Annotated in this window: 23 protein-coding genes; 17 read left to right on the plus strand and 6 right to left on the minus strand. The window is 45.4% G+C overall.

What is annotated here, in order from left to right; genetic code table 11:
* The first annotated feature begins 1 nt into the window (after nt 1).
* From NSB28_RS04875 to NSB28_RS04930, 12 genes are all read left to right on the plus strand, one after another.
* Nucleotides 2–1534, plus strand: coding sequence for an AAA family ATPase (locus NSB28_RS04875; RefSeq protein ID WP_109625442.1), 1533 nt, complete (start codon nt 2–4; stop codon nt 1532–1534).
* Nucleotides 1531–2259 (plus strand): HAD family hydrolase, encoded by a 729-nt coding sequence (locus NSB28_RS04880; protein WP_109625443.1) that lies wholly within the window; start codon nt 1531–1533, stop codon nt 2257–2259. Before NSB28_RS04875 ends, NSB28_RS04880 begins: the two co-directional genes overlap by 4 nt.
* Nucleotides 2256–2810, plus strand: coding sequence for a DUF2284 domain-containing protein (locus NSB28_RS04885; protein ID WP_109625444.1), 555 nt, complete (start codon nt 2256–2258; stop codon nt 2808–2810). Before NSB28_RS04880 ends, NSB28_RS04885 begins: the two co-directional genes overlap by 4 nt.
* A complete protein-coding gene (locus NSB28_RS04890) occupies nt 2807–3040 on the plus strand; it encodes a hypothetical protein (RefSeq protein WP_148410887.1) in 234 nt (77 codons plus the stop codon). The genes NSB28_RS04885 and NSB28_RS04890 overlap by 4 nt, the downstream gene beginning before the upstream one ends.
* A gap of 87 nt (nt 3041–3127) precedes the next feature.
* A complete protein-coding gene (locus NSB28_RS04895) occupies nt 3128–3493 on the plus strand; it encodes a CidA/LrgA family protein (RefSeq protein ID WP_109625446.1) in 366 nt (121 codons plus the stop codon).
* Nucleotides 3490–4182, plus strand: a complete 693-nt coding sequence (locus tag NSB28_RS04900; RefSeq protein WP_109625447.1) for an LrgB family protein — start codon at nt 3490–3492, stop codon at nt 4180–4182. The genes NSB28_RS04895 and NSB28_RS04900 overlap by 4 nt, the downstream gene beginning before the upstream one ends.
* A 25-nt stretch (nt 4183–4207) precedes the next feature.
* A complete protein-coding gene (locus tag NSB28_RS04905) occupies nt 4208–4738 on the plus strand; it encodes a M48 family metallopeptidase (RefSeq protein WP_109625448.1) in 531 nt (176 codons plus the stop codon).
* A gap of 63 nt (nt 4739–4801) precedes the next feature.
* Nucleotides 4802–6247, plus strand: a complete 1446-nt coding sequence (locus NSB28_RS04910; protein WP_109625449.1) for a phospholipase D family protein — start codon at nt 4802–4804, stop codon at nt 6245–6247.
* Between the two features lie 166 nt (nt 6248–6413).
* Nucleotides 6414–7265 carry an SseB family protein gene (locus NSB28_RS04915; protein ID WP_187374346.1) on the plus strand — a complete coding sequence of 284 codons (852 nt, stop codon included), beginning with the start codon at nt 6414–6416 and terminating at the stop codon, nt 7263–7265.
* Between the two features lie 9 nt (nt 7266–7274).
* Nucleotides 7275–8225 carry an alpha/beta hydrolase gene (locus tag NSB28_RS04920; protein ID WP_109625451.1) on the plus strand — a complete coding sequence of 317 codons (951 nt, stop codon included), beginning with the start codon at nt 7275–7277 and terminating at the stop codon, nt 8223–8225.
* Nucleotides 8218–10038, plus strand: coding sequence for a DUF6320 domain-containing protein (locus NSB28_RS04925; protein WP_109625452.1), 1821 nt, complete (start codon nt 8218–8220; stop codon nt 10036–10038). Before NSB28_RS04920 ends, NSB28_RS04925 begins: the two co-directional genes overlap by 8 nt.
* A gap of 18 nt (nt 10039–10056) precedes the next feature.
* Entirely contained in the window at nt 10057–10860 is an 804-nt protein-coding gene (locus NSB28_RS04930; RefSeq protein WP_109625453.1) for a PHP-associated domain-containing protein, read from the plus strand.
* Nucleotides 10861–10978: 118 nt separating this feature from the next.
* Here NSB28_RS04930 and NSB28_RS04935 read toward each other — a convergent pair whose 3' ends face one another.
* The 6 genes from NSB28_RS04935 to NSB28_RS04960 all read right to left on the minus strand — a co-directional run bounded on the left by NSB28_RS04935 (nt 10979) and on the right by NSB28_RS04960 (nt 17686).
* The gene (locus NSB28_RS04935) at nt 10979–11374 is read right to left on the minus strand and encodes a hypothetical protein (protein ID WP_257497685.1); all 396 of its coding nucleotides are present in this window, start codon (nt 11372–11374) and stop codon (nt 10979–10981) included.
* Between the two features lie 72 nt (nt 11375–11446).
* Nucleotides 11447–11956 carry a flavodoxin family protein BilS gene (gene bilS, locus NSB28_RS04940; RefSeq protein WP_109625454.1) on the minus strand — a complete coding sequence of 170 codons (510 nt, stop codon included), beginning with the start codon at nt 11954–11956 and terminating at the stop codon, nt 11447–11449.
* A gap of 147 nt (nt 11957–12103) precedes the next feature.
* Nucleotides 12104–13555, minus strand: coding sequence for a GntR family transcriptional regulator (locus NSB28_RS04945; protein ID WP_109625455.1), 1452 nt, complete (start codon nt 13553–13555; stop codon nt 12104–12106).
* 129 nt (nt 13556–13684) lie between these two features.
* A complete protein-coding gene (locus NSB28_RS04950; protein ID WP_257497684.1) occupies nt 13685–15889 on the minus strand; it encodes an EAL domain-containing protein in 2205 nt (734 codons plus the stop codon).
* Between the two features lie 450 nt (nt 15890–16339).
* Entirely contained in the window at nt 16340–17074 is a 735-nt protein-coding gene (locus tag NSB28_RS04955) for a tRNA lysidine(34) synthetase (RefSeq protein ID WP_109625456.1), read from the minus strand.
* A gap of 6 nt (nt 17075–17080) precedes the next feature.
* The gene (locus NSB28_RS04960; RefSeq protein ID WP_109625457.1) at nt 17081–17686 is read right to left on the minus strand and encodes a TetR/AcrR family transcriptional regulator; all 606 of its coding nucleotides are present in this window, start codon (nt 17684–17686) and stop codon (nt 17081–17083) included.
* Between the two features lie 184 nt (nt 17687–17870).
* Here NSB28_RS04960 and NSB28_RS04965 point away from each other — a divergent pair, with 184 nt between their 5' ends.
* From NSB28_RS04965 to NSB28_RS04985, 5 genes are all read left to right on the plus strand, one after another.
* The gene (locus NSB28_RS04965) at nt 17871–19967 is read left to right on the plus strand and encodes an efflux RND transporter permease subunit (protein WP_109625458.1); all 2097 of its coding nucleotides are present in this window, start codon (nt 17871–17873) and stop codon (nt 19965–19967) included.
* The gene (locus NSB28_RS04970; RefSeq protein WP_109625459.1) at nt 19964–22156 is read left to right on the plus strand and encodes an X-X-X-Leu-X-X-Gly heptad; all 2193 of its coding nucleotides are present in this window, start codon (nt 19964–19966) and stop codon (nt 22154–22156) included. Before NSB28_RS04965 ends, NSB28_RS04970 begins: the two co-directional genes overlap by 4 nt.
* Before the next feature lie 111 nt (nt 22157–22267).
* A complete protein-coding gene (locus NSB28_RS04975; RefSeq protein ID WP_257497683.1) occupies nt 22268–23197 on the plus strand; it encodes a carbohydrate kinase family protein in 930 nt (309 codons plus the stop codon).
* 12 nt (nt 23198–23209) lie between these two features.
* Nucleotides 23210–24085: a helix-turn-helix domain-containing protein gene (locus tag NSB28_RS04980; protein ID WP_109625461.1), complete on the plus strand. Its 876-nt coding sequence runs from the start codon at nt 23210–23212 to the stop codon at nt 24083–24085.
* 81 nt (nt 24086–24166) lie between these two features.
* Entirely contained in the window at nt 24167–24973 is an 807-nt protein-coding gene (locus NSB28_RS04985) for a methyltetrahydrofolate cobalamin methyltransferase (protein ID WP_109625462.1), read from the plus strand.
* Nucleotides 24974–24986 lie beyond the last annotated feature (13 nt).

Consider the following 24986-nt stretch of genomic DNA (forward strand, 5'->3'; position numbering starts at 1 on the left):
AATGAACATAAAACGGGCAAAGCAGGAAATAAAGGACGCCATTGAAGCATATCTTCTGAAGGATGAATACGGTGAATATGTGATCCCGGTCATCAGGCAGAGGCCGGTGCTTCTGATCGGCGCACCGGGAATAGGAAAGACACAGATCATGGAGCAGATAGCTTCGGAGTGCAGGATAGGTCTTGTGGCATATACGATCACACACCACACAAGGCAGAGCGCTATAGGCCTTCCTATGATTTCAAAGAAGGAATTTGGCGGAAAGGAATATTCAGTGACGGAATATACCATGAGTGAGATCGTGGCATCCGTCTATGAAAAAATAGAACAGACAGGGCTGAAAGAGGGAATACTTTTTATTGATGAGATCAACTGTGTGTCAGAGACGCTGGCGCCTGCCATGCTGCAGTTTTTACAGTGCAAGACATTCGGAAACCAGGCTGTGCCAAAAGGATGGTTAATAGTTGCAGCAGGAAATCCTCCGGAGTATAATAAGTCTGTGAGGGAATTTGACGTGGTGACTATGGACAGAGTCAGGAAAATAGAGGTGGAGCCTGATTTTGAAGCATGGAAGGAATATGCATATCAGGAGGAAGTCCATCCTGCCGTTATTTCATATCTGAATATACGGCCCAGATATTTCTACCAGATGGAAAATACGGTTGACGGAAGAAGGTTTGCCACGCCCAGAGGCTGGGAAGACCTCTCCCGAATGTTGTGTGTCTATGAGAAACTTGGAAAGCCGCTGGACCGGGAGGTCACAGAGCAGTATATCCAGTACCCCAAGGCGGCAAAAGATTTTGCAGCCTATCTGGAGCTGTATTACCAGTATCAGGCGGATTACCAGCTGGATGAAATTTTTGAGGGACGTTTCGACCCTATACTTCTCAAGAAGACGGCGCACGCTTCTTTTGACGAGAGACTGGGTGTCATAGGGCTCCTTTTGTCCAGGTGTTCCGTACATTTCAAGCAGGTGTGCAGGATGCAGGGAGTGCTTGAAAAGCTGCAGTATGAGCTGAAGGCGTGGAAGGCACAGATGAAAGATGGGGCCGGGCAGGAGGATTTTGCCGGGGAGCCTGCTGTTTTGCTGGAACAGAATGCTGCCGGGCTCAGATGCAGGATGGAACAGGAGAAGGAGGCCGGGATCCTGCCAAGGGAGGATGAGCTGGCACTGCGCGCCGCTGCTGATAAGCTGGATGTCTATGTCATGGAGCTGAAGAAGTCGGGCTGCAAGATATACGATGAGGCGTTTGACCAGGTGAGGGAGTCATACAATGCTCTCTGCCGGGACTACAGACAGAAAAAAAGTGAGGCAGGGGCTGCACTGGAATATGCATTTGATTTTCTGGAAGCAGCATTTCTTCAGGGACAGGAGATGGTCATATTTATCACAGAGCTGAATATGAACCGTTACTGTGTCAGGTTTCTGCAGGAATATGAATGCGAAAGATATTACCGCTACAATAAAGAGCTGCTGTTTGAGGACAGGCAGAGGGAGCTTATGCAGCGGATAGACGAATTGGAGGAAGTATGATAAGAGCAGTATTGTTTGATCTGGACGGAACGCTTCTCCCCATGGATCAGGAGGAATTCATCCAGGCATACATGGGTGAGATCGCCGGGCGTTTCGGATCAGAAGAGTTAAAGAAGGAAGACTTGATCAGGGCCCTGTGGAAAGGCACAGGCGCTATGGTAAAAAATGACGGCACTTCCAGTAATGAGGAGGTATTCTGGAAGGTCTTTGCCGGACTGCTGGGAGAAGGGATATTAAGGCGCCGGTCTGAATTTGATGATTTCTATACAAGAGAATTCAAAAATGTAGGCAGGATCGCCAGTCCCAATGATCTGGCGGGCAGGTGTGTGGGGAGGCTGAAGGAAAAAGGATACCGCCTTATAGCGGCCACTAATCCTTTATTTCCCAGAACAGCCACACTGGAGAGGATGTCATGGGCAGGTATTGATCCGGCCAGCTTCGAGCTTATCACTACCTATGAGAATTCAGCATACTGTAAGCCTAATCTGGAGTACTACAGGAATATACTGGACAGGCAGGGGCTTTTGGCAGAAGAGTGCCTGATGGTGGGCAATGATGTGGCGGAGGATATGTGTACTTCTAAGCTTGGCATGGATACATTTCTGCTCACAGAGCATCTGATACCGGCGGAAGGCGTGGATACGAAAGAAATGCGGCAGGGTGGTTTTAAAGAGCTGTATAACTACATAGAAGACATGCCCATACTGAAAGAAGGGGTATTATGAACCAGGGTGAAAGATTTGTAAAGATGGCTGTGGAAATGGGTTTTTCCAGGGCAGCCTGTGTGCCGGTAAGTGAAATTTCATTTGATGCCAGTTTAAGACGCTACTGCGAGATGAATCTTTGCGGCAGTTATGGAAACAATTATGCCTGCCCTCCCGACTGCGGAACGCCGGAACAGATGGAGGCGAAGGTCAGGAAATATCAAAATGCCCTTGTTGTCCAGAGCATAACTAAAGTGAATGACATAAGGGATGACACGGAGACAAAGAAGGTCAAAAAGGAACATAACAGGAAAATGTCAGAGCTTGTCAGAGAACTGCGGCAGGCTGCCCCGGGCGGGACTGCAGTTATGGCCGGCCCCTGTGCCCTGTGTAATGAGTGCAAAAAGAAAAAAGGTGAGAAGTGCATATTTCCCGAAGGCATCTCCTCCTGCCTTTCAGCCTACTGTATAAAGGCACAGGAACTGGCGGAAAAGTGCGGCATGGTTTACTGGTGTCCTGAAGGAGAGGCAGCTTTCTTCAGTATTTATCTCTGGAGTGAGGAGGGGATATGATGGATCTGACAAAGGAACAGAGAGAAAAGGTATCTATGGGAGTGCAGGCATTGATAATTCTGCTGGCTCTCGTACTGACAGTGAAAGAAGACGCAAAAGGCAGGTCTGCCCATCTGAAAAAAATGCTGGAGAAAGAGGCAAAGAGGGCAGGAAAGCTGGAAAAACAGAAATATAAGATTGAGAAGGCCGGCCTTACAAAAAAATATAAAGCAGTAAAAAAGAAGAAATAAAACGTTGCCGCTGATTAATGGGAGACTGCCAGAGATCGGCGGCTTTTGAAAAGACTGACAAAGCAAAGACAGAAAGAGAGAAAAAAGATGAGACTTTTGTATCAATTTGGAGTGATACTGACCATCACATTTCTGGGGGAAGGACTGCACGCCCTGATCCCGCTTCCCATCCCAGCCAGCATTTACGGGCTGGTGCTTATGCTTCTTGCGCTGTGCACAAAGACAGTGAAGCTTAGGCAGGTAAAGGTAGCCGCTGATTTCCTGCTGGACATCATGCCCCCAATGTTCATTCCGGCTGCCGCAGGGCTTGTAGTTGTATGGGGAGATCTGCAGGAAATGCTGGTTCCAGCTGTTGTGACCGTGACAGTCACCACTGTGGCGGTCATGGCTGTCACGGGCAGGACAGCCCAGAGCATCATCAGGAGGAAGAAGAGGAGGGAGGCCGGCAGATGAAAGAATTTTTATGCAGTTCTGTCTATTTCGGCGTAGCTGTCAGCCTTATTGGCTATGCAGGCGGTGTATGGCTGAAGAAAAAGTTCGGGTTTGCCTTTTTAAATCCCCTTCTTATATCAATCATATTTGTGATAGCAGTGCTCAGTATCCTGGGGATTGATTACGATACTTATGAAAAATCAACTAAGTTCCTGAGCTATATGCTGACGCCGGCAACAGTTTGTCTGGCAGTTCCGCTCTATCAGCAGATCAGCCTGCTCAGAAAAAATCTTCTGGCTGTGGCGCTTGGGATCCTCTCAGGCGTGCTGACAAGCCTTGCCGGCGTACTGGTGCTGGCTGCCGTATTCGGACTGGACCACCAGTGGTATGTGACTCTCCTGCCGAAATCGATCACCACTGCCATAGGTATGGGTGTCTCAGAAGAACTGGGAGGGATTGTTACAATCACGGTGGCGGCGATAGTGGTCACGGGAGTGCTGGGAAATATCATAGGAGATCTGGTTTTCAGGATATTCAGGATAAAGGAACCTGTGGCACAGGGACTGGCCCTGGGGACAGCCGCTCATGCCATAGGTACGGCAAAGGCGCTGGAGATGGGAGAGATCCAGGCTGCCATGAGCAGTCTGTCAATAGCTGTTGCAGGGCTTTTGACAGTTGTGGGGGCTTCTATATTTGCGAATTTAATATAAGTTCTATGTAATTAAAGGATGAAAGATGATAGAATATAAATTATGCAGGTCAAACAGAAAAACAATAGCGATACAGGTCAGGGGTCAGGAGGTAACAGTCAGGGCCCCGCAAAACGCGTCAAAAGATTTTGTGGAAGAATTTGTAAGGTCAAAGGAAAACTGGATCAGACGCCATCTGGAAGAGAACAGGACGGCAGAGAAGAAGAAAAGTGATGAGCTGGATCCGCAGCAGAAGGCAGAGATGTATGAAAATGCCAGGACTGTATTGAAAAGAAAAGCTCTGGACTTTGCCGGACAGATGGGCGTCTCATTCGGGCGGATCACCATCAAAGAGCAGAAGACGAGATGGGGAAGCTGCAGCAGCCGCGGAAATCTGAATTTTAACTGGAAGCTGATGCTGGCCCCGGAGGAAGTGCAGGATTATGTGGTGGTGCATGAGCTTGCCCACTTAAAGGAAATGAACCACTCACCGGCTTTTTACAGGGAAGTAGAAAAAGTCATGCCTGATTACAGGCTTTGGCAGAAGTGGCTGCGCTATTACGGAAAAATGCTGTAGACTTATAGTAACTGAGAAGGTACTGAACAGCTGCGGCTTATTTTTGAAAAAGAGGTTTTAGAGATGAAAAAAATATTAAACTGGAAAAGATGCCTTGTGCTGCTGGTGCTGGCCGCAGTCCTGTATCTTATAATAGGAATGATGGCGCCCTTCTGGCATATGAAAGATGTCAGTGAAGAGTATAAGAAATCTTTTGACGTAAGCCAGTTCTACGGAGAACAGGAATCAGTGGACAGGGCGGCGATCGTGGAGTCAAGCATGGATGCTCTGGATGAGAGGATACGCCTGATAAACAAGGCCAGCGAGAGGATCATTATGTCCACCTTTGACATGCGTCCGGGCGAGAGCACCAGGGATGTGCTCTGTATGCTGCAGGAGGCTGCAGACAGGGGAGTCAGGGTGCAGATACTTGTGGATGGCATTAGCGGCCTCATACGTATGGAGGGAAATGAGCTTTTCTATGCAGTGTCAGCCCACCCGAATATTGAAATTAAGATCTACAACAAGCCGGATTTTCTCAGGCCCTGGACGATACATGGGCGTATGCATGATAAATATCTGATAATTGATGATAAATACTTTCTGCTGGGGGGCAGGAATACATTTGATTATTTCCTGGGAGACTATATAGAAGATGACAAGAGCCTGGATAGGGAAGTGTTGATCTATAATACGGCAGGCGGGACAGAGAGGTCACATGAGAGCTCTCTTTTCCAGGTGGAAGATTACTTCAATGAGATATGGAATATGGATGTATGCCGGGATTTTCACAATGATACGTCACTTCTGGAGAAAAAGGGCGTGCAGGATGAAGTGGATTCTCTTAAGGCCCGCTATGCCATGATAAGAAGTGAGAAGGCGGGACTGTTTGAGGATGACAGTCATTATGATGAAATAACAGTGCCGGTCAATAAGGTTACTCTTGTCTCAAATCCAAAGGGGATATACGGAAAAGAGCCTGTTGTATGGTATGAGCTGGAGCAGCTGATGAAGAATGCTGATGAGAAGGTTGTCATACATACCCCTTATGCGGTTATGAGCGATGATATGTATGAAGGGCTTGAGGAGATCAGCGGAAAAGAGATAGAGTGCACTATGATGATAAATTCTGTGGAGAACGGGGATAACTTTGTGGCTTCGTCAGATTATCTGCTGCACAAGGACAGGATCATCGATACGGATGTCCAGCTGTATGAGTACGACGGAGGTGACTCTTATCACGGCAAATCCATACTTATAGATGATAATATTTCAGTCATAGGTTCTTACAATCTGGACCTGCGCAGCACGTATGTGGACACAGAGCTGATGCTGGTGGTTGACAGCAAAGAGCTTAATGCAGATCTTGCGGCTAAGATGGACGGCCTTCAGCAGAAATCCAGGAAGGTCCTGGACGAAAAGAACTATGAGGTACCAAAAGGACTGGTGGTGGCAGATGTGCCCATCTGGAAAAGGATCGCCTGGGCGGTGACAGGTGTGGTGCTCCAGCCGTTCAGGGTTCTTGTATAATTTTATAGAAAATATGAAAAAAAGGGAAGACTTTATGGCAGTTATGGTGTATACTATAGGGGATAGCGAATTTTAGGGAGAAAAAGCCAGACCGGGCTCATAAAGAAAATAGCGGGGCCGTACTCGAAAGGGTATGGCTTCTTTAGACAAGGAGAGGAAAATAAAGATGACAAATGAAAGACAGGAACAGTTAAAGAAAATGCTTTTTGATAAGAAAAAGGATGTGATGGCTTACAGAAAGCTCAGTATCGAAGATCTTATCTATCTGTACAGGGCTACAGACGGCGGCCGTCTCTTTTATGGAGTCATTTTAGAAAAGCTGAGGTCTTTGGACGAGATCTGTGTGAATATTTCAAAATATACCAGGATGCCGTTCATTTACTGTGAACCTGAGACTTTTGATGACCAGGTATTTGTGTACTGCAGCGAAGAGGCTGCAAAGGATGCTGCCGCACGTTTTGCTGAAGAGCATGCCCAGATGAACGTGGGAAAGATCAAAAAAGAAAAATTCCTGAATTTTTATGTGGGGCTTTATCTGCTTGGGGTGAATGCAGTAGTCCTGGATGACGGGGAGCAGCAGGTATCCATCCAGCTGCCGGACCTGGTGACAAGGCCTGACTATTCGAAGCTGCCGGAGGGACATATCGTAGTGGAGAACCCACAGCTTCAGCTGACTGCCATTTACTTTATGCAGGAGCTGCGCAAGCCGGAGAAGACAAAGACCATGCAGGAATTAAAAGCCATGGAAGAAGAGATGATGGTAAATGTCCAGAGAGGAAAGTACCTTGTTCCCCTTCAGGATAAGAATAAGATCCCGTTCATGAAATATGAGAACGGCGATACCTACCAGCCGATCTTCACTGATGCCGGGGAGTTCTCAAAGTTCAATAAGGACAATGCCTTCCAGGCAGTGGCTATGCCGTTTGAGAACCTGAAAAAAATTGTCTTAGAGCAGGCAAAGGGAATTGTTATTAATCCGCAGGGATTCCATCTTGTACTGTTAAAGAATCAGCTGTAGGAGAATAATATGGCGATAAACAGAGGCGTGAGGGCTATTTTAAAGGCCTTATCCTATGGGGGGATAGACCTGGAACCATCCAGGCAGTTTGCAAATTTAAAGGCGCTTGACCCTATGAAGCCCTTTTATCATACCATTGATTATAAGATTTATAATGATGGGCACGAAGTGCCGACCAGGATCTATATGCCGGGGGAACAGGGCGGTAAGCCCTGTGAGTCTCTTGGCTGCGGACACCCTGTCCTTCTTTTTTTTCACGGGGGAGGATGGGTGACAGAGAGCGCTGAGAATTATGACAGGGTATGTTCACGGATGGCCAGCAGCACGAACCATATCGTGGTTTCCGTGGATTACAGGCTGGCTCCTGAGAACAGGTTCCCGGTGCCGCTGGAGGACTGCTATGCAGCGGCCAAAGCTCTTTTTCAGGGAAAGTTTCTTCTGAATGCCGACCCTGACAAAATAACAGTGATAGGCGACAGTGCGGGAGGAAACCTGGCGGCGGCGCTGTGCCTGCTTGCCAGGGAGAGGGGTGAATTTATGCCAAAGCGCCAGATCCTCATTTATCCTGCCCTGAGCAATGACTATTCCGAAAATTCCCCATATCCTTCTGTCCATGAGAACGGGACTGATTTTCTTCTGACGGCGAGGAAGATGAGCGACTATCTGGACATGTATGCAGGATGTGAGGAAGACAGGAAGAGTCCCTATTTTGCGCCGCTTCTGGCGGAAGACCTGAGCGGCCAGCCAAGGACGCTTATCATTACAGCAGAATATGATCCTCTCAGGGATGAAGGGGAGGAATACGGCAGGCGTCTTATGGAGGCGGGGACCAGTGTCCAGATCTGCCGGATCGAAGATGCGCTTCATGGTTTTTTTGCACTGGGCATTAAATTTTTGCATGTCCAGGAAAGCTTTAAGCTAATTAACGGTTTTTTAAAGGAGGTCTGGGAAGATGCTTAATGCAAAAACAGCCAGATGGAGAAAACTGGATAATGCGGCTAAGATATTTCCGGCGACCAGCGGAAAAAAGGATACCAGAGTGTTTAGATTTTCCTGTGATTTAAAAGAAGAAATTGACGGGGACCTTTTGCAGAGGGCGCTGGATAAAACGATGGAGGTATATCCGTTGTTCAGATCTGTGCTGCGCAAAGGGTTTTTTTGGTTTTATCTGGAAAAAAGCGGGCTGCAGCCGATAGTGTCAGAGGAATCTAAGGCGCCGTGCAGCAGCCTTTATGTGAGGGATAAGAAGACTCTTCTGTTTGAGGTGACTTATTATAAAAACAGGATAAATTTTGAGGTTTATCATGCAATGACAGACGGAACAGGGGCCACCCAGTTCCTGAAGGAGCTGGTAAAGAACTATCTGCTGCTGTCCCATCCTGACGAGCTGTCAGATCCGGGACCGCTGTCCGAGGAGGACTTGACATCTCAGGACAAAGAGGATGACAGCTTCTATAAGTATTATATGAAGACCGGCAGGAAAAGAGAAAAGGAAAAATCGGATAAAGCATATCAGCTGCATGGGCCCAAGACAGAAGTAGAGAATATGATGATAGTAGAAGGGAAGGTCTCAGCTTCGGCACTGCTGGCTAAGGCAAGAGAATACGGGGTATCTATTACGGTGTTTCTGACAGCTGTGCTTTTATGTGCCATTCACAGGGAGATGAGCCCGCGGCAGGAAAAAAAGCCGGTTATCCTCATGGTTCCCGTGAACCTGAGAAAATATTTCCCGTCCAGGTCCATGCTGAATTTTTTTAGCTGGATAGATCCGGGATTCCAGTTTGAGACAGGTAAGACTACATTTGAAGATGTCATTGCTCACGTCAGGGATTATTTCAAAGCCGAGCTGTGCAAAGAGAGGCTGGCAGACAGGATGAACGCCCTGACGGGCCTGGAATTCAATCCTGTGCTCAGGGCGGCACCGTTAGTCGTTAAGAATCTGGGGCTGCTGGCCGGAGCTAAATTTACAGAAAAAAATACAACGGCCATCTATTCTAATATGGGTGTTGTGACGATGCCGGAGGATTTCAGAAAATATATAAAGTATTTCCATGTATTTACAAGTACGCCCAAGACTGAGCTGTGCATGTGTTCTTTTGAAGATGAGCTGGTTATGAGCTTTACGTCCAGATTTGAGAACGTAAATGTGGAGAGGAACTTTTTTGAGATCTTAAAGGAAAACGGACTTAAGGTCGAGATGATTGAAAATGATTTCCCGGAAAGAGACAGGCATGTGTTTGCAGGCACCAGAATCTTTCAGTGGTTTACTTTTATTTGTATTGCAGCGGCGGTCATTATGGGTGTGGTAAATGCGATTGCACTGCCGGGGATATTATGGTCACTGCCCGGAGCGTGTGCAGTACTCTGTCTCTGGATCGTATTTGCTATTGGATTTTACAAGCGGCGGAATCTGTTAAAAAATGCTATGTGGCAGCTGTTTTTTGTGATGGCCTGCTGCATCGGCTGGGATATGGGAACAGGCTGGAAGGGCTGGTCTGTTGATTATGTGCTGCCCGGAAGTATTATTCTGACTCAGTTGTTTATGCTAATAATTGCCAGCATCCAGCACCTTGAAAGTAAAGACTATATGATATATTATGTAATGGCAGCAGGAACGGGGCTTGTTCCCGCTGTATTGTATGCAGCCGGAGCAGTGGGGGAAAGCTGGCCGTCTGTCATCTGTGCCGGGATCTCGGTATTATTTTTGACAGCGCTGCTGATATTTAAGTGGAAAGAATTGAAGTCTGAATTATCAAAGAAGCTTCATCTGTAAGAGAAAGAGGTGTCTGTCATGAAGATGGATATGCATTGCCATACAAAGGAAGGCTCCATAGATGGAAAAGTGAGCATTGAAGAATATATTGGGCTTTTAGAGGAAAAGGGATTCGGCGGGATGCTGATCACAGATCACAACTCGTATAAAGGATACCGTCATTGGCGTGATCATATAAAAGGGAAGAGCCACAAGGATTTTGTGGTTCTAAAGGGCATTGAATACGATACCAGCAACGCAGGCCATATACTGGTTATCATGCCGGAAGGAATGAAGCTGAGGATTCTTGAGCTGAGGGGGATGCCAGTCTCCCTGCTCATCACATTTGTGCATGCTTTCGGAGGAATCCTGGGACCTGCTCATCCCTGCGGTGAAAAATACATGAGCCTTGCAAACACAAGGTATTACAGAAAAAACAGAGCAGTGCTGGCTAAATTTGATTTTATAGAAGGGTTTAACTCCTGTGAGCCTGTGCAGGCCAACAGTGAAGCTATGAAGCTGGCAGAAAAATATAAAAAGCCTGTTTTTGGGGGAAGTGATTCCCACCGGTATGACTGTGTGGGAACTGGATTTACAGATTTCCAGGAAGAGATCACATGTGAATCGCAGCTGATAGAATACGTAAGGCAGAAAAAGCCCATGGAGGCCGGAGGAGTACTATATAAGGGCACGACAAAGGAAAAGATAGGAGCTGCCAATCATCTCCTTGTATATTCCTTCTGGCTCTACAATAAAAGCGCAGCCTTTCTCAGGTCACATAAAAGAAGAGGTCAGTCCAGGTATCTGAAACTCAATATGGATCATGGAAACGGGAAAAGTTAAGAATGAAAAAGAAGGTATCTCTCCGCAGCATATGCGCTGCAGAGGGATACCTTCTTTTCTGATGTGATCCTTTGGCAACAGTTCAGCCTTCCACTGCTGTGGGGGCTTTGACTCAGAATCAACTTTTTTTGATGAATTCAGTCTTACATTTCGGGCAGGTGACACATATTTTTCCTTTACCCTTTGGAACACGGATTTTCTGTTTGCACTTCGGGCATGTATAAATACGAAAATCCTTTCTCTGGGAAGCTATATTCTTCTCTTTTTTGAAAAAACCGACTACCTTATTCTTGAGTCCAAGGAATTTTTCGTTCTCCTGATACCGGTTCTGGCAATTACGGGAAAACATTCTGAAATAGATCCATACAAGGCCCGCCAGGACCAGAATATTAATGATAAATGTGCGGGCAAACATATTGATGACCATTAGCACGACCAGAACGACAAGAGTAGTATTTGAGAGCTGGTCCGCACCATAACGTCCGGCCATAAATCGTTGAAATCTTTCTTTCATTTTAAAATTCCTGCTTTCTATTATTTTGATAGTCAAATACCCCGCAGCAAACTGACGGGAAACAAACAAGCTTTACAGCTTTTTAAAAACTGAATCTACAAAATCCATTGCATTTTTTAAATCACCATCGTTGGGATGAAGGAGGGCTTCATCAAAATTCCGGAGCATCTTCTGGATCTGGGCGTGATTTTCGTCTGTTTCCATTGCCAGATACTTTTCACGCACGCGCATGGGCATCTTGCCCTGACACATAAACGCTCCCAGATAAACATTATCATCCGGGATAAATGCAGATACCTGGTTCTCGATCTCCTTATAGTATTCAGGAGAACCTCCCATGCCACAGGTGCCGAACAAGGCGATGTTCTTGCCGTGTAGATCTGACAGGATATCAAGAAGCTCATAACTTGCACTGCCCCTGTTTGTCCAGAAGCCTATAAAATAAGTCTCAGCCTCAGGGTCTTCCTTAAAAAGCGCCAGACGCTGTATATCCTTGGAGGCATCAGGAATAGCCTTATATACAGCCTTTGCAACCAGCTCTGTATTACCTGTGCTGCTGGCATATAAAACATGTACTTTCATAATAGTCACTTCCTATCTGTATAACAGGATATCACATCGTAAGGAAAAATGAAATTTTTTTTATATAAAAAATAATGAAGTATTTATAAAAATTGCTGTTATAAGCAAACTGTAGGCGCAGTATACCTGACTTTCTGCACCCTCCCTTTAAATCTCTGCAGGAACTTTATCCGGATTTTTAAAGCAGATAAGCGTATATAAACGGGCATCCAGAAATATGGCCCGAAAAGTCCGCTGGACGCAGAGGGCAGCGCTTTCCCGGTCACCTTTTCTAAGAGAACTGCATGCAAGCGCAAATTCTTCAAAGCCTTCCTGTGCCAAAGCCACACATTCTTCAATTATCACATATGGGCGGTCCAGATAATGACCCCAAATCAGGGCATCATCAAACTGCTCAAGAATGTTTTCAAGACATTTCAGCGGCATATGCGCTTTTAGGAAAGCAGTAATGATATGTATGATACCGGAACTTCTCTGTCTCAGGGGACTCAGCTCCCATTCGGCTGCCGTATCCGCAAGCTGGGAATCATCCAGCAGAGAAAAAGCCGCAAGGGAAAGCTTTCCTGTACAGACAGCCAGAATCTGCAGGACATTTAAAAAAAGAGTCAGATTGTTCTCGATGATATTTTGTTCTATCCGGATAGGCGCAAGCTCCTCCGAAGTGCGCAGCACAGAACCTTTTTTCTCAATTGTGTGGATGAATCCAATGTCGCTCAGCAGAGCCATTGCCTTGGAAGCAGTTGATTTGGAAATCTTGTAGATGCGCATAATTTCAGGCTCTGACGGGAAATATGCACGATCACTGAATTCGCCTGATTGAGCGCGCCGGTACAGGCTTTGAGCCACAGAAGCATAAAGCGGAGAGCGGTTTTTTCCTCTGAACCATTGGTAGGCCACCAGGTTCTCCGGCTTTGGTACGATTTTTTGTAACCCGTTTAAATAGACTGCCGCCTGCTGGCCGGCATTTTTGTACATCTCCTCAAGTTTGGCAATCAGGGGTCCGCGTTCCTTACGTTCAGCCATGCCCTGCATAACTGACAGATTATTTTTCATAAAATCCGCCGATACAGTGAAGGGATCCTCTAATTGGGACTGCATGACATAAGGAAAACGTGCATAGTGCTCCATATCGCTCTGAAGGTCCAGTACAGTCTGGTTGCGGTACGGAAGAAGCATCTCTGTAAAAAAGGCGGCTGTTTGCTGGTTATTGATAATCCTGTTATCAGCTGAATCTGCTGCGTCCGCAAAAAAACTTAAACTGCCGCAATGCATCGCCCCTTCGGCATAAAGGGACGGCATGATCAATTCCAGTCCGCTGTAGATATCCAAAATGCTTTCGCGTCTTTGCATCAGTGACTGGATGTAGCCATTTTCGTTTTCATTAAAGCTGACGATAGCCCGCTTGCCGGAGGAGGTACATATCACACCTTCTTCTTTCAGCATACGGATTACCTTTCGTACAGTTGTTATTCCCACCTGATACCGCTGGCAAAGCTCACTCTGGCTGGGAAATACTTCTCCGCGGCGGAGAACACCGCTGTATATCTGCGTCAAAATGGATTGATAAAGAACTTTATAAAGCAGACTTTCCTGTTCCACGATATGCCTCCTTATAGTAAACTATTTTTAGTATACCATAAATAAAATTAAAATACTTAATAATTTGAAAGGAGGCCAATAGGGCAGACCGGACAAATTTCTTGTCCGGCCGCTTCGTATCTGTGCATTTTATTTCAAAAAAAGATTTTCATATTGTTCTATCCGGAGTGGTCTGCTGATCAGAAATCCCTGGACACCGTCACATCCAAGTTCCTGCAGCATAGAAAACTGGCATTCATTTTCCACACCTTCTGCGATCAAACGCATATGCAGATTATGGCAGATTTGTACCAATGACGTTATCAGCATACGTGAACGCTCATTTTTATCGATATCATCCATTAAACGCTTGTCTACTTTTAATGTATCCAAATCGGCATTTATAAATAATGCCATATTGGAATAGCGGGAACCAAAGTCGTCAATTGAGATTGCAAATCCGGCTTTTTTTATCTTATCAATAATGGAAATTAAAAATTCATTGTCATAATTCTCATCATTTTCAATAATTTCAATTTCAAGTAAGGACTTGTCTACATCATAACGTTCCCATATCGTGTTCAGCATATCTATGTATTCCGGAATACGCAGCGTATAACGGGAAAAATTTACACTGACCGGTTTTAACAAAAGGTTCTCTTTTTTCCATTTTTCCAGCAATTTGCATATTGTCTCAAAAACAAAAAAATCAATATGGTGAATACTTCGTGTATTCTCTAAAAAGCTTATAAATTCATTAGGCATAATGAGTTTTCCCTCATGGTCATGATACCGGATCAATGCCTCTCCGCCTATAATATGCCGGTGGAAATCAACTTTAGGCTGCAAATACACCTCAAAGTTCCCGTTTGCAATCTCTTCTTCCAGCTTATTTTTTTCAGAGAATTGCAGTATGCTGTCGTTGTGAAAACGATAACGGTTAGAAGTTGGATTCTTGCGGTAAAAATCTCTTTTATCCTTATACATTAATTCATCGGCTTCACTTATTTTACTGTCTATATCATTTACTTGATCTGTCCAGATATAACCAACAGCACCTTTACAGTTGGTACTTAACAAAATATAATGCTTTAGATTAACCACCTGGTCTTCAAGGGCATCCTGTCCGATCCCGCTGATCAATACTACAAATTCATCCCCGCCCAGACGGTAGATATTGCCTGTAGGGAATGCTTTCTTCAGCATTTCTACACCCTCGATAAGTATTTGGTCCCCAAACTTGTGCCCCATGTGGTCATTGATGTCTTTTAAGCCGTTTATATCCATATAAACGGCGCCTATAGATGTGAAACTGACACTTTGGCAAAGATTCTCTATATCCTGCAGATATTTATTGCGGTTAAAGGAACCTGTCAATTCATCATAAAAACTATTATATATGAGTTTTTCGTTTAATTCTGACTTTTCAACAGAAATGCCAATGAAATAGCTTAATGTTTCCAACATAGAAGTGTTCATCAAAAACTCTACATTAGAATTGTCGGCGCCGATAAATCCGATCAGCTGATCATGCGTAATGATGGGGGATAATACCATGCTGTGAATCCCCTGCGCATACAGTACTTCAAAAGTATGTGAATTATTTTCTTTCAGGGCGTCTACATTGGGAATTACAATATTTTTCCCCATGCAAAACTCCTCAAACCACGGTTCAAGAAGCTTGATATCCATATACTGGCAATAGTCCATCTGAGGATCTATACCTTCGCGGCACCATTCAAATATACAATTCATTTCAGTTTCATTGATATCAAACATATATGCACGCTCTGCCTCTAAAAAGGTACCAATGATACACAGTATATCATCCATGTATTCTGCCTTGTCCATACAGCCATACATCCGCTTGAGGCACTCCATTGTCTGTATTTCCTTCCGCAATATATTTTGCGATTTTCGATGCTCTTCTTCCGCTTTTGTTCGTGCATTTACCAGATCATCAACATCTGTATACACGACGTATATAACGGGCACTCCATCAATTACTTCATCTGTAAAAGTACCTATGAAACGGATCCAGATAGAAGACCCGTCTTTGCGGGGCATTTTGCAAACGGCATCATATCCCCCATGGTTAGCAGTTAATGCGTCTTTTACAGCTTTCACGATGGAATTATATTCTTCAGGAGCATTGGAAAAATAAAGGCGGACGCTTCCATGAAAGTTTTGATCATATTCCTCTTTTGTATAGCCTGTTTTGTCATAGAAAAAACGATTTGCCCAGATGACTTGAAAATCATCATTCAGCAAATGTTTACTGACACTAATATGCAGTGAGGTCATCAACATATTGTATTCATTACTTATAGTTGATAAATTCAACGAATTTTCCATATATACCTCCTCATATGATTCAAAATCTTTCCTTGCACTTCTTCCCTGAATTAGCTATAGGTTATTATATCTACATTTTGATAAATTAGCAAGTGTTTTAGAAATTTTTTACATGCAGCTGTGAAAAGAGTGAACAGTTTCGATTTTTGACAAAAAAGAGGACCATGACATTTTATTGGAGTCATGGTCCTCTTTTTATATTGCATTCATTTATGATCCTGTGCCTTATTTTTCCACTGCCATTGCTTTTTTGCGGAGCACGGTCAGGCCGAAGCCTACCATAGCTGTTCCGTTTGCAAGCAGACCCAGTGTTGCCGCCATCGCTATAGTCACTGCCATTGTTATCACCTCTGTCTTGGATTGTTAACATTTTATCACTCCTTGTACAAAGATACAATGTGCAGAATCAATGGGATTTAAAGGAAAAATAAATGGGATTTTGTTTATTATTTAACGAACATGGGGGATTCGCTCCGGCCATCCCTCCAAATTGCCGCTGATGATGGCTGTAAACATCCTTTCTTTGCATCCCGGGTGTTCGCGGTTCAGCTGGCGGAGAAGATTTTTGGCGTATTCACGTTTAGTGTGGCCGTCAGCCGGACAGGGACTTTTTGCTACGGGCAGTGCATATTTATTTTTAAAGCCAATTACGTCAGCTTCATCTACAAACATCATGGGACGTATTACAGTCAGATCCATGCGGTCCAGATAGGTGCGGGGAGAAAAAGAGTGGAAACGTCCCTCAAAGATCAGTGACAGCAGCATGGTTTCCACAACATCATCCTTGTGGTGTGCATAAGCTACCTTGTTGCAGCCAAGTTCTTTGGCGGCCTGATTGAAAGAACCTTTCCGCATCTTGGCACAGAGTGAGCAGGGATTGCTCTCACGGCGGTCTTCAAAGATGATCTTGCCGATCTCTGTATCAACTACTGTGTAGCGGACTCCGAGTTCATCACAGAGAGCGCGGATGGCTGACAGATCGAAGCCGGGAAAACCTAAGTTGACCGTGATTGCTTCAATCTCAAAATGTTTTGGATAAAATCTTTTAAGTCCATGTAAGGCATAGAGGAGAGTCAGGCTGTCTTTTCCGCCGGATATTCCCACGGCGATCCTGTCACCTTCCCCGATCATCTGATATTCGTCTACCGCCCGGCGGGTATAGCTGAGTAGCTGCTGTAATTTCATAAAGTATTAATCTCCTTGGGTATGTTGTTTAATGATTGTTCGTACACTTTCAAAAATATAAGGCTTCATATCCTCGATAGGAGCCGGCTGGCTGTAGAGGATAGGGCTGTAGGTAGAGCCGCTGACGGTTTCCACGATCATATAGACCATGATCTCCGGGTCTTTAAAGGTTTGCCCGCTTTCTGAGAGTATCTGGTAATAAATGTCATATACGTTTTTATCAGTGTCATTATCCATACGTGTAAGGGCATTTTTAAAAATTCCCCAGCTCAGATGCTTGGCAATGAGATTCAGAAGGGATTTATCCTGATTCAGCTGATTGATAACGTGGTCAGCGATAAAGACTACACGGTCCTCGAAAGAATCTATCCCGGCAGATTTCATAGCTGTGTAGGCACTTCCCAGGATCTGATTGGCCTTGTGTGAGATCAGCTTGTTCCGAAGGTCATATTTGTCAGAAAAGTACAGATAGAATGTCCCCTTTGCCACACCGGCCTTCTCCACAATATCTGAGATGGAAGTCTTTTGTATCCCTTTGGTAATAAAAAGATCAAAGGCTGTATTCAACAGGGCCTCTTTTTTCTGTTTTTTATTATTTTCCAATTTACTCATACGGCATATCTCCTTTGGCTGCGGTTTGAAAGCGCATTCCCTCTTTATTATTGATGAAAAGTTCCAAAAAGTCAATTACCTGCATAAAATTAAAAATAGAGATTGACTAATGGTCATTTTTGTAGTATAACATGGTTTGAAAGAAATGACCAGTAGTCATTTTGAAAGTGAGGAGAGATAAGGAATGATAAAAGCAGGCAAAAAAATAGTTAAGTACAAGATACCGATTTTCATATTGAGCCTACTTCTGCTGGTTCCCGCCGTATTCGGATATATCAGCACAAGGGTAAATTATGATATCATGACCTACCTGCCTGATTCGCTGGAAACAGTCAGGGGACAGGACATTATGCTGGATGAGTTTGGAATGGGCGCTTTCTCTATGGTGATCGTGGAGGATATGGAACCAAAGGATGTAGTAAAGCTTAAGGATGAGATCAGGGAGATAAACCATGTAAAGGATGTGCTCTGGTATGACAGCGTTATGGATATCAGCGTGCCGGTGGAGATGCTGCCGGATGATATAAAGGACGCCTTCTTTCAGGGGGATGCCACTATGATGATAGCCCTCTTTGATGACACTACATCCTCCGATGAGACAATGGAGGCTGTGAGCCAGATGAGGACACTGGCAAGGGAACAGTGTTACATCAGCGGCATGTCAGGGGTGGTTACAGATGTGAAGGATCTGTTCCTGCAGGAAATGCCAATATATGTATTGATAGCTGCGCTGCTGAGCCTTCTGGTGCTGATGCTGACAATGGATTCTGTTCTGGCGCCTGTGCTTTTCCTGTTCAGTATAGGCATTGCGATTATTTACAACATGGGTACGAATATGTTTCTGGGGGAGATCTCATATATTACCCAGGCGCTGACGGCAGTGCTCCAGCTGGGCGTTACAATGGATTATTCCATTTTCCTGCTGAACAGCTATGAAGAAAACAAGGTCAGATTTGACGGAGATAAGAACAGGGCTATGGCCCATGCTATATCAAATACATTTAAATCTGTGGCAGGCAGCTCAGTAACTACTATCGCCGGATTTATAGCGCTGTGCTTTATGTCCTTTACCCTGGGGATGAATATCGGAGTTGTAATGGCTAAAGGGGTAGTTATTGGAGTTATTTGCTGTGTGACACTGCTGCCGTCCATGATCCTGATTTTTGACAGGGGGATTGAAAAGACAAGGCATAAAGCGCTTATACCAAATCTCGACAAGATATCAGGCTTTATATCAAAGCATTATAAAATCTGGATGGCAGTCTTTATCATATTGCTTGTTCCGGCGCTTTACGGCAATACGCATACAGATGTGTATTACAATATAGACTCTACGCTGCCGGCAGATCTGGACAGTTCTAAGGCAAATGCAAAGCTTGGCGATGAATTCCATATGAATAATGTATACATGGTCATGCTGCCAAATGGAATGGATGCCAAGGATAAAGATAATATGCTCAGGCAGATCAAAGAGGTGGACGGCATCAACTGGGCGATCGGCATGGATTCTCTTGTAGGACCGGGAATTCCGGACGATATGATCCCTGAAGATATAAAAGGAATGCTGAAAAGTGATAATTACGAGCTGCAGTTTATCTGCTCAGACTATAAGACAGCAACAGACGAAGTGAATAACCAGATAGCCCAGGTGAACGGCATTATTAAAAATTATGAGCAGGGGGCTATGGTCATAGGTGAAGCGCCGCTGACAAAGGATCTGGTCACAGTGACGGACGTGGATTTCAGAAATGTAAATATCATATCCATCGCCGCCATATTTGTCATAATCATGATCGTGTTCAAATCCATATCACTGCCGGTAATACTGGTGGCAGTCATTGAATTTGCTATCTGTATCAACATGGCAATATCATGTTTTGCCGGAACAAAGCTTCCGTTCATAGCAAGTATAGTCATAGGCACCATACAGCTGGGGGCTACAGTAGATTACGCTATTTTGATGACCAGCCGCTACCAGCGTGAGAGGAGCAGGGGGGCTGGCAAGAAGGACGCTATAAGGACGGCCCATAAGTCTTCAATGAAATCAATTATAATCAGCGGGTGCAGCTTTTTCGCAGCTACCTTCGGCGTGGGAATGTATTCCAAGATAGATATTATCAGCTCTATCTGCAACCTGCTGTCGAGAGGGGCTATTATCAGTACGGTAGTCGTTATCTGTGTACTGCCTGCCATGTTTATGATATTTGATAAAGTAATATGTAAAACATCAATCGGCTTCTTGCCAAAACAGAACAAGAATAAACAGGAGGAATTAAGATGAATAAAAATCGTATATGGAAAAAAACAGCAGTGGCAGGCTTTGCTGTCATTCTGGCAGGAACAACCTGCCTGAACGGGATTGGAAAAGTGATGGCAGAAGATAAAAGCGAAAAGACAAAGAAGGATGAAAAAAAGGAGACAGAGGCACAGACTGAGAGAATTGCCAAAGGCACAAAGGATGAGACTGTCTATGTAAAAGCAGATGCAGACGGACAGATACAGAGTGTGATCGTAAGTGACTGGCTGAAAAATTCAGATCTGGACATTGCCATGAGCGATGTCTCCGAACTGTCAGGAATTAAGAATGTGAAGGGTGATGAGACATTTGATCAGAACGGAAATCAGATCACATGGAATGCCGACGGCAACGACATCTATTATCAGGGGGAGACAGATAAGGAGCTTCCTGTAGGGATCAAGGTAACATATTATCTGGACGGCAAAGAGACGGCGCCGGAGGATATGGCGGGAAAAAGCGGGAAGGTCAGGATCCGCTACGAGTATATTAATAAGGCAAAGAGCGGGGAAGCTTATGTGCCGTTTGCTATGGTGACAGGAATGATCCTGCCCACAGAAAACTTTAAAAATGTGACAGTCACAAACGGAAAGGTAATATCAGACGGCAGCAGGAACATAGCAGTTGGGATGGGATTTCCGGGGCTGGCAGAAAGTTTGAAGCTGAAAGACGCAGAAGAGACGAAAGATCTGGATATACCCAATTATTTCGAAGTCACGGCGGATGCCCAGGATTTCACACTGTCCATGACAGCTACTGTAGCTACGGCAGATATTCTCAATGAGTTTGGATTTGATGATGCAGACAGCCTGGATGATTTGATGGATTCTGTGAGGGAGTTAAGTGAGGCTTCTACAAGTCTTGTGGATGGCAGCGGCGAGCTTGCGGATGGGGTAAAGGAACTTCAGGAAGCATGTAAAACCCTGGATACAGGCGCAGGAACATTAAATGAGAAGATGGGTGAGCTCTCAGACGGGCTTGCTCAGCTGAATGGCAGGAAAGGTGAACTCACAAGCGGCGCACAGGCGCTGGCAGGAGGAATCGCGGAGCTGAATGAAAAGAAAGGCACGCTTATAAGCGGAGCAGACAGCATTGCAGCGGGAGCAGGGGAACTGAAGAAAGGGACCGCCAATTTACAGCAGGGCGTGACACAGTATACTGCAGGCGTAGGCACAGCGAAACAGGGAGTTGACAGCTTTGTGGGCGGAGCGTCAGCCCTGGCGCAGGGAACTACAGAATATGTGAACGGAGTATCCCAGCTGGCTGACGGGCTCAATGATGCCGGAGAGGGGATAGAATCCGCCAAGGCTGCTGTGGCGGCGCTGCTGCAGCAGTCCATATCAAGCGACACAGCAGTACTGCAGACACTTATGGAGGTGCAGGGCGTTGTAGCCTCTTACACAAGCAATCATGAGATATTGGTGAAGCTGGCTAATAATGCTGTGCCGGTGGATGAATACACGCAGAAGCTGGCTGACTCCATAGGGCAGCTGCAGACCAGCATCTACTGCCAGCAGCAGCTCCTGGCCCAGTTCGGACAGGACGGGGATATCAATAAACTGCTTCAGGGAATTGGGAGCCTTCAGGCCGGCGCACAGGAACTGACAGCAAATAACCAGATGCTCCTGGATGGGGCAAAAGAGCTGCTGAACAAAGGTCCTCAGCTGGCAAAGGGACTTGATGACCTGAATGCATCCAGTGCAGCACTCAACCAGGGCAGCGCGTCAGCGGCGCAGGGAGCGTCAGCCCTGGCAGGAGGAGCACTCAGCCTGAGCACAGGAGCGGCACAGCTGGGAGATGGTGTGAGCGCACTTGCCGGAGGCAGCAGCGCTCTTGCCGCAGGAGCTTCAGAACTGAGTTCAGGAGTAGAAGCCCTTGCATCCGGGGCCAGTCAGATGAAGGAAGGAACAGACACACTGGCGTCAGGCACAGGCGACCTGGTGGATGGTGCAGATACCCTTAAGGAAGGAGCTGACACTCTGAAAGATGGAATGGAAGAATTCGATGAGGAAGGAATTCAGAAGCTGTCAGATGCACTGGAAGGGGATATGCAGGATGTGCTTGACAGAATAAAGGCAGTCATGGATGCAGGTAAAGAATACAACAATTTCTCTGGAATTTCAGAAGATATGGATGGAAGCGTAAAATTTATAATTGAGACGTCAGGTATCTGATTAAAATGTCCAGCCCGGGAGCAGAGCACCCGGGCTGGAATCATGATAATTAAATTGCCAAGCGGGCGTCTTCTGGTGTATAATGAAAAGAAAACACAGGAGGTACCTGTAATGGATGTAATTTGTGTTGGAGAAATGTTGATAGATTTTACGCCGGGCACCCAGCCCGCAAGTTATATCAGAAACCCGGGAGGAGCTCCGGCCAATGCCTGCATCGCTATGGCGAGAAACGGACTGGAGGCCGGATTTTTAGGAAAGCTGGGCGATGATGATTTTGGCCGTTTCCTGAAGGAAACACTGGAAAAAGACGGTGTGAAGGTGCTCTGCCCCAAGCTTACAGATGAAGCCATAACAACTCTGGCTTTTGTTACCCTTTATGAGAATGGAGAACGTTCTTTTACATTTGCCAGAAAGCCGGGAGCTGATATGCTGCTGGAGGTCTCTGATGTAAAAGCAGAAGATATAGAGAATACAAGGATGCTCCATGCGGGTTCTTTTGGAATGTCAAAGGATCCGTCACGCACTGCAACAGAATATGCCATGAAGCTGGCTAAAGAAAAAGGAAAGCTGGTCAGCTACGATGTCAACTACCGTGATACAGTTTGGGAAAATGAAGCGGCGGCAAAGGAAGCTGTGGACAGTATATTGAAATATGTGGATTTATTGAAAATATCAGAGGAAGAGCTGAGCTTTACTGGCGGTGAGGAGAATATTCCGGCATTCATGAAGGAAAACGGGATAACCGTAGTGATCGAAACACTGGGCGCCGATGGGGCCAAGTATTTCTTTGACGGCAGGGAAGGCCATATCTGCGGACATAAGGTGAAGGCAGTTGATGCAACGGGAGCGGGAGATGCTTTCTGGGGCGGTTTTTTGTCAAAAATACTTATGAGCGGTGTAAATACAGCTGCTGAGCTTACAGAAGATATAGTAAGGGAATCTCTGGAATACGGAAATGCGTCAGGCGCCATCTGTGTGCAGAAAATGGGCGGTATACCGGCGCTTCCCACAAAGGCAGAGATAGAAGGGTATCTGGATTAAGGTCTGGATGACATGTACATAAAAAAAGACGAAACAAAGTTTGACAAAACTTACCCGTTCCATATATTCCGCTATTATTCCTGCCCCGGCGATGATACAGAGGGGCAGTTCCACTGGCATGAGTTTATGGAAGTCACCTGCGTGGAAGACGGAAGCGGCTGCTACTATGTGAATGGACAGGAATACCAGGTCAGGGCAGGGGACCTGATCATATTCAACAATGTGGATGTCCATGGCTGGAAGACTACAGAGAAAATGCAGCTCCTTGTCATGACATTTTCCACAGAATTCATATCAGACGGCACCCATGTCTTTGACTATGATTATCTCGTGCCATTTGTAGAGCGGGGCAGCAACTTTAAGAACAGGATCGGGAAGGATGAGCCATATACGGATGAGATAGCTTATACTATGAGGCAGATCCTGCTTGAGTACAGAGAGAGGCGTTTGGGATACCAGCTGATGATAAAGGCTGATGTCCTGCGCATACTGACTATTCTGGTGAGGCATTTCCAAAAGGAGGAGCCTGCCAGAGAACTGCTATCAGTTAAGAAGACCCAGATGAAACGCCTGGATAAGGCTTTTTCATACATTAAAGAGCATTATATGGAAAAAATCACATTGGAGGAGGTGGCGCAGGTCGCATATATGAGTCCCAATTATTTCTCCACTTATTTTAAAAAAGTGACAGGGAAAAATCTGCGGGACTATCTGATTGAACTGCGGGTGCAGAAGGCGGAGGAACTTTTGAAAAACAGTGACAAGAGTGTTCTTGAGATTGCCGGTGCCTGCGGGTTTACCAATACTTCGAATTTTTACCGCCTTTATAAAAAAGAAACAGGGCGGTCTCCAGGGGAAACAAGAAGTAAAGTGAGTAAAAAAGTATAATGAAATCGTAATTATGCAGAAGATTAAGGGTGAAAAAAAAGCTATAATAAAAAACAACTTATGTAGGAGGTATTTACCGAAATGATTATTATTGGTGAGAAAATCAATGGCTCTATTCCTGTTGTGGCAGAAGCAATTGCGAAAAGAGATGGGGAATTTATTAAAAACAGGGCGAAACTTCAGGCTGAAAGCGGAGCTACTTTTATTGACTGCTGTGCTTCTGTAGAAGAGAGCATCGAAGTGGAAACCTTAAAATGGATGATCGAATGCATCCAGGAAGTGACAGATAAGCCCATTTCAGTGGACAGCCCGAGTGCGGATGTGCTGATCCAGGCATATAAGTTCTGTAATAAGCCGGGAATCATCAACTCTGTATCAATGGAAGGCGACAAAGCAGACAGGATCTTTAAAGAGATCGCTGATACAGACTGGGAAGTGATCTGTCTTCTGAGTGATGATAAGGGTATCCCTAAAACAGCAGAGGACCGTTTGAGAGTGTTCGACGACCTCATGGCAAAAGCGAAAGAGTATGGCATCAAACCGAGCCGTTTACATATTGACCCATTAGTAGAAATGCTGTGTACATCAGAAGATGGAATCGCCATGAATGTGGAAGTGATCAGCAGCGTGCGCAAACAGTATCCTTCTATCCATATCACAGCAGCTGTCAGCAACATTTCTTTCAACCTGCCTGTTCGTAAGCTGATCAACTTAGGCTTCACTGTTCTGGCAATGAATGCAGGACTTGACAGCGCTATCCTGGACCCGACAAACAGGGATATGCTGGGACTGATCTATGCCACAGAAGCTCTCCTTGGACAGGATGATTACTGTATGGAATATATCGGTGCATACCGTGAAGGAATTATCGGACCAGTTAAGAAATAAAGTCTATCTGTTA

Origin of the sequence: Murimonas intestini (assembly GCF_024622195.1) — a bacterium.
Lineage (GTDB): Bacteria > Bacillota > Clostridia > Lachnospirales > Lachnospiraceae > Murimonas > Murimonas intestini.

Coding starts and splice junctions, on each gene's coding strand:
- NSB28_RS04875 (WP_109625442.1), top strand. CDS start 2: ATGAACATAAAACGGGCAAAGCAGGAAATAAAGGACGCCATTGAAGCA.
- NSB28_RS04880 (WP_109625443.1), top strand. CDS start 1,531: ATGATAAGAGCAGTATTGTTTGATCTGGACGGAACGCTTCTCCCCATG.
- NSB28_RS04885 (WP_109625444.1), top strand. CDS start 2,256: ATGAACCAGGGTGAAAGATTTGTAAAGATGGCTGTGGAAATGGGTTTT.
- NSB28_RS04890 (WP_148410887.1), top strand. CDS start 2,807: ATGATGGATCTGACAAAGGAACAGAGAGAAAAGGTATCTATGGGAGTG.
- NSB28_RS04895 (WP_109625446.1), top strand. CDS start 3,128: ATGAGACTTTTGTATCAATTTGGAGTGATACTGACCATCACATTTCTG.
- NSB28_RS04900 (WP_109625447.1), top strand. CDS start 3,490: ATGAAAGAATTTTTATGCAGTTCTGTCTATTTCGGCGTAGCTGTCAGC.
- NSB28_RS04905 (WP_109625448.1), top strand. CDS start 4,208: ATGATAGAATATAAATTATGCAGGTCAAACAGAAAAACAATAGCGATA.
- NSB28_RS04910 (WP_109625449.1), top strand. CDS start 4,802: ATGAAAAAAATATTAAACTGGAAAAGATGCCTTGTGCTGCTGGTGCTG.
- NSB28_RS04915 (WP_187374346.1), top strand. CDS start 6,414: ATGACAAATGAAAGACAGGAACAGTTAAAGAAAATGCTTTTTGATAAG.
- NSB28_RS04920 (WP_109625451.1), top strand. CDS start 7,275: ATGGCGATAAACAGAGGCGTGAGGGCTATTTTAAAGGCCTTATCCTAT.
- NSB28_RS04925 (WP_109625452.1), top strand. CDS start 8,218: ATGCTTAATGCAAAAACAGCCAGATGGAGAAAACTGGATAATGCGGCT.
- NSB28_RS04930 (WP_109625453.1), top strand. CDS start 10,057: ATGAAGATGGATATGCATTGCCATACAAAGGAAGGCTCCATAGATGGA.
- NSB28_RS04935 (WP_257497685.1), bottom strand. CDS start 11,374: ATGAAAGAAAGATTTCAACGATTTATGGCCGGACGTTATGGTGCGGAC.
- bilS (WP_109625454.1), bottom strand. CDS start 11,956: ATGAAAGTACATGTTTTATATGCCAGCAGCACAGGTAATACAGAGCTG.
- NSB28_RS04950 (WP_257497684.1), bottom strand. CDS start 15,889: ATGGAAAATTCGTTGAATTTATCAACTATAAGTAATGAATACAATATG.
- NSB28_RS04955 (WP_109625456.1), bottom strand. CDS start 17,074: ATGAAATTACAGCAGCTACTCAGCTATACCCGCCGGGCGGTAGACGAA.
- NSB28_RS04960 (WP_109625457.1), bottom strand. CDS start 17,686: ATGAGTAAATTGGAAAATAATAAAAAACAGAAAAAAGAGGCCCTGTTG.
- NSB28_RS04965 (WP_109625458.1), top strand. CDS start 17,871: ATGATAAAAGCAGGCAAAAAAATAGTTAAGTACAAGATACCGATTTTC.
- NSB28_RS04970 (WP_109625459.1), top strand. CDS start 19,964: ATGAATAAAAATCGTATATGGAAAAAAACAGCAGTGGCAGGCTTTGCT.
- NSB28_RS04975 (WP_257497683.1), top strand. CDS start 22,268: ATGGATGTAATTTGTGTTGGAGAAATGTTGATAGATTTTACGCCGGGC.
- NSB28_RS04980 (WP_109625461.1), top strand. CDS start 23,210: ATGTACATAAAAAAAGACGAAACAAAGTTTGACAAAACTTACCCGTTC.
- NSB28_RS04985 (WP_109625462.1), top strand. CDS start 24,167: ATGATTATTATTGGTGAGAAAATCAATGGCTCTATTCCTGTTGTGGCA.